The following is a 7,522-nucleotide window of genomic DNA, read 5'->3' as shown; positions in this document are numbered from 1 at the left end:
ATGTAATAATCATAGCCCAACAGGCCCTCGATCCCGCTGTCAGGCCGTCGCCAGCCTTCACCGGACAGCCACGTCGGGGCAAGCGTCATGCCGATATGCAGAGGTTTCTGTGTCATCCAATTATCTCCTCACCGTGAACGCCGCGTCAGCACCCACAAAAGATAGCCACCGCCCAAAAGCCCGGTCATCTGCCCGACCGGCAGGCTCAGCCCGGTTGGCAGACGCTGGCTCATCAGATCCGCGCCCAACAACAAAGCCGCTCCCATGAGGCCGGCGGCAAAAAAGGGGATTTGCGCCATGCCGCTCACACGGCGCGCCAGTTGCGGCGCGGCCAGTGCGATAAAGCTGATCGGACCTGCAGCGGCGGTGGCAATCGCGGTCATGCCGACGGCGGCGAGGATGGCGGCAATGCGGGTGCGCTCGACCGAAACGCCAAGCGCCGCCGCCGCATCATCACCCATCTCAAACAGCGCCAACCTGCGCGAGAGGCTCAAAACGACAGGCGCCAACAGCATCAGACCCAGCGCGGCGGGCCAGACATGCGCCCATGTGCGGGTGTTGAGAGAGCCCGCGAGCCAAAGCTGCGCAGCGATGGATTGATCGAGATCGCCCATCACCAGAAACACCGTATTGACGCCCGACAGTGTCGCGCCGACACCAATGCCCACCAAAACAAGGCGATAGCCTTCTGATCGCCCGGATTTGCGCGCCAGTATCAGCACGACAAAAGCGGTCACAAGGCCGGACAGCATCGACATGGCCGCGATGCTCAGCGGGTCGGAGTTGATCATCACAATCTGTACGATGGCGCCCGTCGCGGCCCCTGTCGTGAAACCGATCACATCGGGGGAACCAAGCGGATTGCGCGAGACAGTTTGAAACGCAGCCCCCGCAAGCCCGAGGCCAAATCCCACAAGGCAGGCGGTCAGCACACGCGGCAGACGGATACGCCAGAGCACCTTGGCGGCGGGGCTGTCGTCGCTTTGGCCCCGGAGCACGGCGATAAAATCGTCGAGGCCGATGGGCATTGTCCCCGTGGTGAGCAACAGGACACCGAGACCCAGAATGAACGCCGCCAGAAGCACCGTTACAATCATTGCCCGCGGATGAAGCGCCAAAGTGACAGGGCCAATTGAGAGAACAGAGGGCCGCATCAGAGTCGCACCATCTTGAAACGTCGGACACTAAAGACAAAGAACGGCCCGCCAAGGATGGTCGCCACGATGCCGGCGGCGACTTCGGCAGGGCTGACAAGCACGCGCCCGAGAATATCCGCAAGAAGCAGCAGAAGCGCCGCAATCAACGCGGAATACGGCAGGATCCAGCGATAGTCCGGCCCGGAAAACAGCCGGGCGATATGCGGCGCCACCAGCCCGACGAAACCGATAGGGCCAACGGCGGCGGTCGCCCCGCCCGCAAGCGTCAGGATGGCAAAGCAGGCCAAACTCCAGATCAGCACGGGACGCGCGCCCAAAGCCCGACCGACATCACGGCCCAACGCCAGCGCATTCAAGCCGGGGGCAATCGCCATGGTCAGCGCGCCGCCAAACAACAGGGTCGCTGACAGTGCAATCAAAACCGGGCCACCGCGTCCCTCGACCGATCCCGCCCCCCATTGCCGAAAGTCTTCATAAACCTCTGCAGGCGCGTTGATGATGATGATGCCGCTCAAAGCCCCCAGCATGACCGACAATCCCGCGCCTGCCAGCACAAGCCGCACCGGGTCGACCCCTGCGTCATGGCCGCGTCCCAGAAGGAAAACGGCAACACCCGCGAGCCCCGCGCCAAACATGCCGAACCAGAGGTATTGGTCGATGCGGGTCAAACCAAAAAGGCTAACGCCCAAAAGCACCGCAACGGCGGCGCCTGCGTTGATGCCCAGCAGGCCCGGCTCAGCCAGAGGATTGCGCGTCACCGCCTGCATCAAGGCCCCCGCAAGACCGAGAGCGGTCCCGGCGAGCAGGGCCAAAACAGTGCGCGGAAGACGCAGGGCGTGGATGATGACATGCAGATCATTGGTCGGATCATAGGCGGTCAGACTTTGTGTGATCTCAGCGATTGGAATGGCGCGTGCGCCGACCGTCAGGCTGATCAGCCCCGCCATACAGAGCAAAATCGCCGTCAGGGCCAGAGGCATCACCCGCTGTCGCAGCGGTGCGGAGGCGATCGTGGGGCGCATCATTCGACCGAAAGCGCGGCATCCAAGGTCTCGATCATCTCAAGGGCGGAATAATAATCGACGCGGAAAGAGGACAGGCCCATCGCATAGACTTGGCGCTTTTGCACGGCGGGCAGATTGGCCAAAAGCGGGTCGTTCAGAAAGGCCTCGACGTCCTTGGCATCGGCACTGAGCAGGATAACGGTCTCTTCGGTGATGGCCGCGCTCAGGGTTTCGCGCGAGATGAAATCCATGTTGGAGACACGGGTCACGGCGCTTTTGAATTCTTCTGGCAGGGGCGTGATGGCAAAGCCAAGCGCCTCAAGAACCTCGGCCTGCGGGCTGTGATCGCGGCCAATGGAATAGGTTCCCGCGATGTCATAGCCGACAAGGGTCGCCGGGCGCCCGTTCAGCGCCAACCGCTCTGCGGCCTCTTTCGCACGGCTTTCGAAATCCTGGATCGCGGCTTCGGCCTCCGCCTCGCGATCCGTTGCGCGACCAAGCGTGCGCGCCATGGCCTGCCAGCTTGTGTCGGAGTAATCGAGGATAAGCGTTGGAAGGCCCTGTGCCTCGACCTCTGCAAGATAGGGCAAAAGGCTGTCTGCGCCGGTCGAGGAGCCGACGACCAGATCGGGGCCTGCGATAATCAGAGATTCAATGTCAAAATCCCGATTGGCATAGAGGCTTTCGACACCGCGCGCATGTGCGATCTCAGCCCATTGGCTAAAATAGCCCGCCTCATCGGTCAGCTCGCCCGGCGTGGTGGCGGCGGTGGCAACGAGCGGCGCGTCAATGGCCAAAAGCAGCCCGGTGAGGCTCGGCGATGTGGAGATCACGCGCTGAGGGGCGGTTTTCAACGTCAGCGTGCCCCTGTCATGCGTCAGGGCGCGCGGCCAATCCGCGTCGGATTGTGCCCAAAGCGGTGTCGTGATCAGGGTCAACGGAAGGGCGAAGGCGCTGCTAAGCAAAGTGCGGCGGTTCATGCGGAAAGACTCTTTCGGGCTTGAGATCGGCGCAGATGGCGTATGGCTCTCTGGAAGATTGCGACTGATATTGCAGAATGCGTTCCACAATGCAATACCGACAGAAAGACTCAGTTAAATGAGGCGCAACATGCGACAGACAGGGGCCTTGCAGGCCGAAAATATCACATTGGCCTATGAGGGCCGGGAGATTTCCCGCGACCTGTCCCTGTCGATCCCGGACGGCTCGTTCACCGTCGTGGTCGGACCGAATGCTTGTGGAAAGTCGACACTTTTGCGAGCCTTGTCACGTCTGCTGGAGCCGACATCCGGGCGTGTCACTTTGGAGGGGCAAGATGTGCGGCACTATCCGCCGCGCGCCTTTGCACGCAAACTCGGGCTTTTGCCACAAAGCCTCACCGCGCCGGATGGGATCACTGTCGCCGATCTGGTGGCGCGAGGGCGTTTTCCGCATCAAAGTTTCCTGCGCCAATGGTCGAAAGAAGATGGCGAGGCGATCACCCGTGCGTTGGAGTCAACCGGCATGACGCCCCATGCGCAGAGGATGGTGTCAGAGCTGTCGGGCGGTCAGCGCCAGAGGGTCTGGATTGCCATGGCTCTGGCGCAGGAAACACCGATCCTCTTGCTGGACGAGCCAACGACCTATCTCGACATCGCGCATCAGATGGAGCTTTTGGAACTGCTGGAGGAGTTGCGCGCAGCGGGCCGGACCATTGTCGCCGTGCTGCACGAACTCAATCAGGCCTGTCGCTTTGCCACACATATGATCGCCCTCAAGGACGGCCGCGTGATGGCCGAAGGTACGCCCTCTGAAATTGTCACAGAAGATATGGTCGCAGAGGTCTTTGGCTTGTCGGCACGGATTGTGGAGGACCCGGAAACCGGCCTGCCGATGATCGTACCCCGCCCTGCGGCGCGCAAGGCGCGCACATCAGCCCGCTCATGCGAAAGCGTGTGATCCTCCTGTCTCACGGTTGATCGCATCGGCAACAGATTTCAGCGCAGAGAGCTGATCTGCGGTTTGCATCCGGCCCAGATCGGCGACGGAGGTCACGATACACGCCAATTCCCCCTGCGCATCGAATATCGGAGCGGCCTGGCCGGCGACATTCGACAAAAGATGGTTGGTCATCTCACACCATCTCTCTTCATAGACCTGCTTCAAGAGCGCAGCTGTCGGTGGCGTGCCACGAAAATCTTCGGGTTGATGCTCGCGCGCCTCAGCGATGGAGCGCGCCGGAAGGTGGGCCTGACACACCAAGCCGCAAGCGGTGTTGTCGATGGGCAGAATGGTACCAAGCCCGATGGCGGAGATCGCAAAATAAGCGCTGTTGTGCCAGCGCACAACTGTGGGGCCGCGCTCCGTCCAGATCGCCACACCGGCGCTGATCGCATGGGTCTGGCAAAGCTCTTTGATGTAGCGCCCCGCGATCTCGACAGGATCCACACGGCGCAAGGCAGCCACGCCGATCGACAGAGACAAGGGGCCGAGATCGTAATGGCCGCTGACAGCGTCTTGTTGCGCGAGCCGCTCTTTGACCAGAGATTGCATGTATCTGTGTGCCGTTGAACGCCCGGTTCCGACCCGTTTGGCGATCTCTCCCAAGGGCAAGGCCTGCTCGGCGGCCGAGAGCACGCGCAAGAAATCCGCAGCGATGGAGACCGATTGCACCGTGCCATCGCGCGGTTTCGTTGTCTCCGGTGTGTCGATGGTCGGTGTTTGCTGGCTCAACGTCTGCGCGCCCCCGAAATTTATGTATTTTGGTCAGTTTAAGTGCATCGGTGCAACGGAGGTACAAATTTGCATGGTTTTCCGCAATAGGCGAGTTGACATGCGGAATGCGTAATGCAATGCGGAACGAAATGCTGCAAGCCACTTCCCTAGCCAGCGGGCCAGTCACTGCGAACACCCGAGGGAAACATGGCAACAGCCCAATCTAAATTCATCCGCACCACCAGTCTCATGGCTTTGGTCGCGTCCCTGTCTGCACAGGGCGCGATGGCACAAGGCGCAGGCGAGATCATCATGCTCGACCCGATCATCGTGAGCGGCGAAAAGGTGGATCGTGACTTGTCCGAGACATCGACCTCCGTATCGGTGGTCGGTGAGGCAGAAATCGAAAACCAAAAGGTCGGCCGTGCCACCATCGACGAAGTGGTCGCCTCGACGCCCAACGTGATCTACCCTGACAATGTCAGCGCGCCGGTGATCCGTGGCATCGACACACAGGGGCCGCAAAACGGTGCCGTAGCGTTCTTCGGCGGCACCGTGCCGCGGGGCACGGTCAGCGTCGACGGTCATTATCAGGACTTCTACGAACTGACCTTCGGGGCCTCATCGACCTGGGATGTCGACACCGTCGAAGTGTTCAGCGGTCCGCAGACCACCTCACAAGGCGCCAATGCCATCGCGGGGGCGATTGTGGTGAATACCAAAGATCCGACCTTCACCCCCGAAGGCGCCTACCGCGCCGAATACGGCAGCTACAACACGCGGCGTCTGTCCTTTGCCTATTCCAATGCGCTGAGCGACGATTTGGCGGGGCGGATCGCGGTGGATTATTCCGGTCGCGACGGGATCATCGACTACACCAACCCGGGCTTTGTGCCGGGAGACGCCAATCTCGATTTCGAAAACCTCAACCTGCGCGGCAAGCTGCTCTGGAAACCGGCCGAGATTGCCGGTCTCGAAATGATGCTGACGCTGGCGCATAGTGACGGAAATCGCCCGACGCAGGAAATGGCAACCACCCCCTATGACGATCTCGACAACAGCTACGCGACCTCTCTGCCGAGCCTCGACGTCGAGGTGAACACCGCGACGCTCGATGTCAATTACGACTTTTTCAACGGGATGAAACTGTTCAATCAGTTGCAGGTTAGTCAGGCCGACACGCTGCGCACCACGGGGATCGGGCGCGGGGATGCGATCATTAAATCCGATGAGGTGTCCAACGAAATCCAACTCTCCTTTGGAGACTCGGAGGATGAGCTGTCCGGCCTCGTGGGCTTCTACGCCAAGAAGGTCGACCGCAGCGACGATCTTTGGCTATATACCGCGAAAGCTGACGGCGTTACCCCGGACACGGTGTATGAAGACGAGAAAACCTATCTCGGCCTGTTTGGCGAAACGACATGGAACTTTGCAGACCGCTGGAGCCTGAATGCGGGACTGCGTATTGAGAAAGACCGTATACAGCGTGAAGGCACCTCACTACGCATGTCTGAAGATGTCGATTACGACGAAACCTTCACCGAAGTTCTGCCGCGTCTGGCGCTGTCCTATGAGCTGACGCCTGACTGGACCGTGGGCGCGCTTTACAGCAAAGGTTACAACCCGGGCGGCGTGTCTCCGAACTTCACGACGGGTACTTGGGAAGAGTTCAAGGCAGAAACCATCGACAATTACGAGCTCTTTGCACGTGCGCGGCTGATGGGGGATCAGATGTTCCTGACGGCGAACCTGTTCTACATGGATTACGCCAATGCGCAGTACAACATACTCAACGAAGTCGGACCTGGGGACTTTAACACCTACACGATCAATGCCGAAGAATCCTATGCCTACGGCCTGGACCTCGGGATCGACTATGCGCCGAGTTCGGTCCTGACGCTAAACGGCAGCCTCGGGTTGCTCAAGACAAAGATCACGGAGATCAGCCGAAACACCGATTTCGAGGACAACAGCTTTGCCAAGGCCCCGCCTGTGACCCTTTCGCTTGGGGCAGACTGGGCCATGACGGATCAAATCCGTGTCGGCGGGCAACTGCGTCATGTGGCCGGGGGCTATTTCTCTGACGCGGAAAACACCGAAGACTACAAGATCGGCAATTACACGATCACGGACCTTCAGGCCTCCTATGCGTTCAATGACGGGATCGAGCTTTATGGCTATGTGAACAATATTTTCGACATTCGCGAAGATACGTTCAAGCAGTTCAACCGTACACAGGGAGGCACCGAGGCCGCCATCACCGCGCCGCGCACCGTCGGGATCGGCATTCGCGGGACGTTTTAACATCGCTGCTTCACATCACTGCATGCAACCGCAGCCGACGCCCCCCTTCGCCTGCAAAGGGGGGCAAAAGTATGGTGAGGCTTTCAGGAGCCAGACCCTCTCTTAGAAAATCGCTCTAACCCGTCCCAGAAACTCTTACGACGGACAGCCGCAAAGACTGTAATTCCTGTGTCGAACATCAGCATCATCCTGCCTCCTACCGGCATCTCCCCAAACAACAGAAAGCCAGCTCAACCGCATCACAACTTTCGGCCGCGCGTTATTCGAGGGTCTGTAGTAGCCCATTGAGAAAAGGACACCTTCCTCCAAACTTGATCCCCGTATCGAAGCGTCACATCTCATACGCGATGCGATCAAGTTCGG

At 59.9% G+C, this 7,522-nt stretch carries 6 protein-coding genes; 2 read left to right on the top strand and 4 right to left on the bottom strand.

Annotated elements, in window-relative coordinates; genetic code table 11:
• Positions 1–128: 128 nt before the first annotated feature.
• From ACN0X0_RS22640 to fepB, 3 genes are read right to left on the bottom strand one after another with little or no spacing between them, the layout of a single operon-like run.
• Complete coding sequence (locus tag ACN0X0_RS22640; RefSeq protein WP_417281081.1) at positions 129–1,154, bottom strand: FecCD family ABC transporter permease; 1,026 nt, start codon at positions 1,152–1,154, stop codon at positions 129–131.
• Entirely contained in the window at positions 1,154–2,179 is a 1,026-nt protein-coding gene (locus tag ACN0X0_RS22635; protein WP_417281080.1) for a FecCD family ABC transporter permease, read from the bottom strand. Before ACN0X0_RS22635 ends, ACN0X0_RS22640 begins: the two co-directional genes overlap by 1 nt.
• Positions 2,179–3,141 (bottom strand): Fe2+-enterobactin ABC transporter substrate-binding protein, encoded by a 963-nt coding sequence (gene fepB, locus ACN0X0_RS22630; RefSeq protein WP_417281079.1) that lies wholly within the window; start codon positions 3,139–3,141, stop codon positions 2,179–2,181. Before fepB ends, ACN0X0_RS22635 begins: the two co-directional genes overlap by 1 nt.
• A 130-nt stretch (positions 3,142–3,271) precedes the next feature.
• Here fepB and ACN0X0_RS22625 point away from each other — a divergent pair, with 130 nt between their 5' ends.
• Positions 3,272–4,099 carry an ABC transporter ATP-binding protein gene (locus ACN0X0_RS22625; protein ID WP_417281078.1) on the top strand — a complete coding sequence of 276 codons (828 nt, stop codon included), beginning with the start codon at positions 3,272–3,274 and terminating at the stop codon, positions 4,097–4,099.
• Here the strand turns inward: ACN0X0_RS22625 and ACN0X0_RS22620 are convergent.
• Entirely contained in the window at positions 4,082–4,873 is a 792-nt protein-coding gene (locus ACN0X0_RS22620) for an IclR family transcriptional regulator (RefSeq protein ID WP_417281077.1), read from the bottom strand. The two genes, ACN0X0_RS22625 and ACN0X0_RS22620, sit on opposite strands and share 18 nt — an antisense overlap.
• Positions 4,874–5,062: 189 nt before the next feature.
• Between ACN0X0_RS22620 and ACN0X0_RS22615 the strand changes: the two genes are divergently transcribed.
• Positions 5,063–7,159, top strand: coding sequence for a TonB-dependent receptor (locus ACN0X0_RS22615; protein WP_417281076.1), 2,097 nt, complete (start codon positions 5,063–5,065; stop codon positions 7,157–7,159).
• The last annotated feature ends 363 nt before the right edge of the window (positions 7,160–7,522 follow it).

It is taken from the genome of Celeribacter sp., assembly GCF_048270365.1.
In the GTDB taxonomy this organism is placed as follows: Bacteria; Pseudomonadota; Alphaproteobacteria; order Rhodobacterales; family Rhodobacteraceae; genus Celeribacter.
The sequence above is the reverse complement of the archived record's forward strand: the minus strand, read 5'-3'. Positions and strand labels throughout refer to the sequence as shown.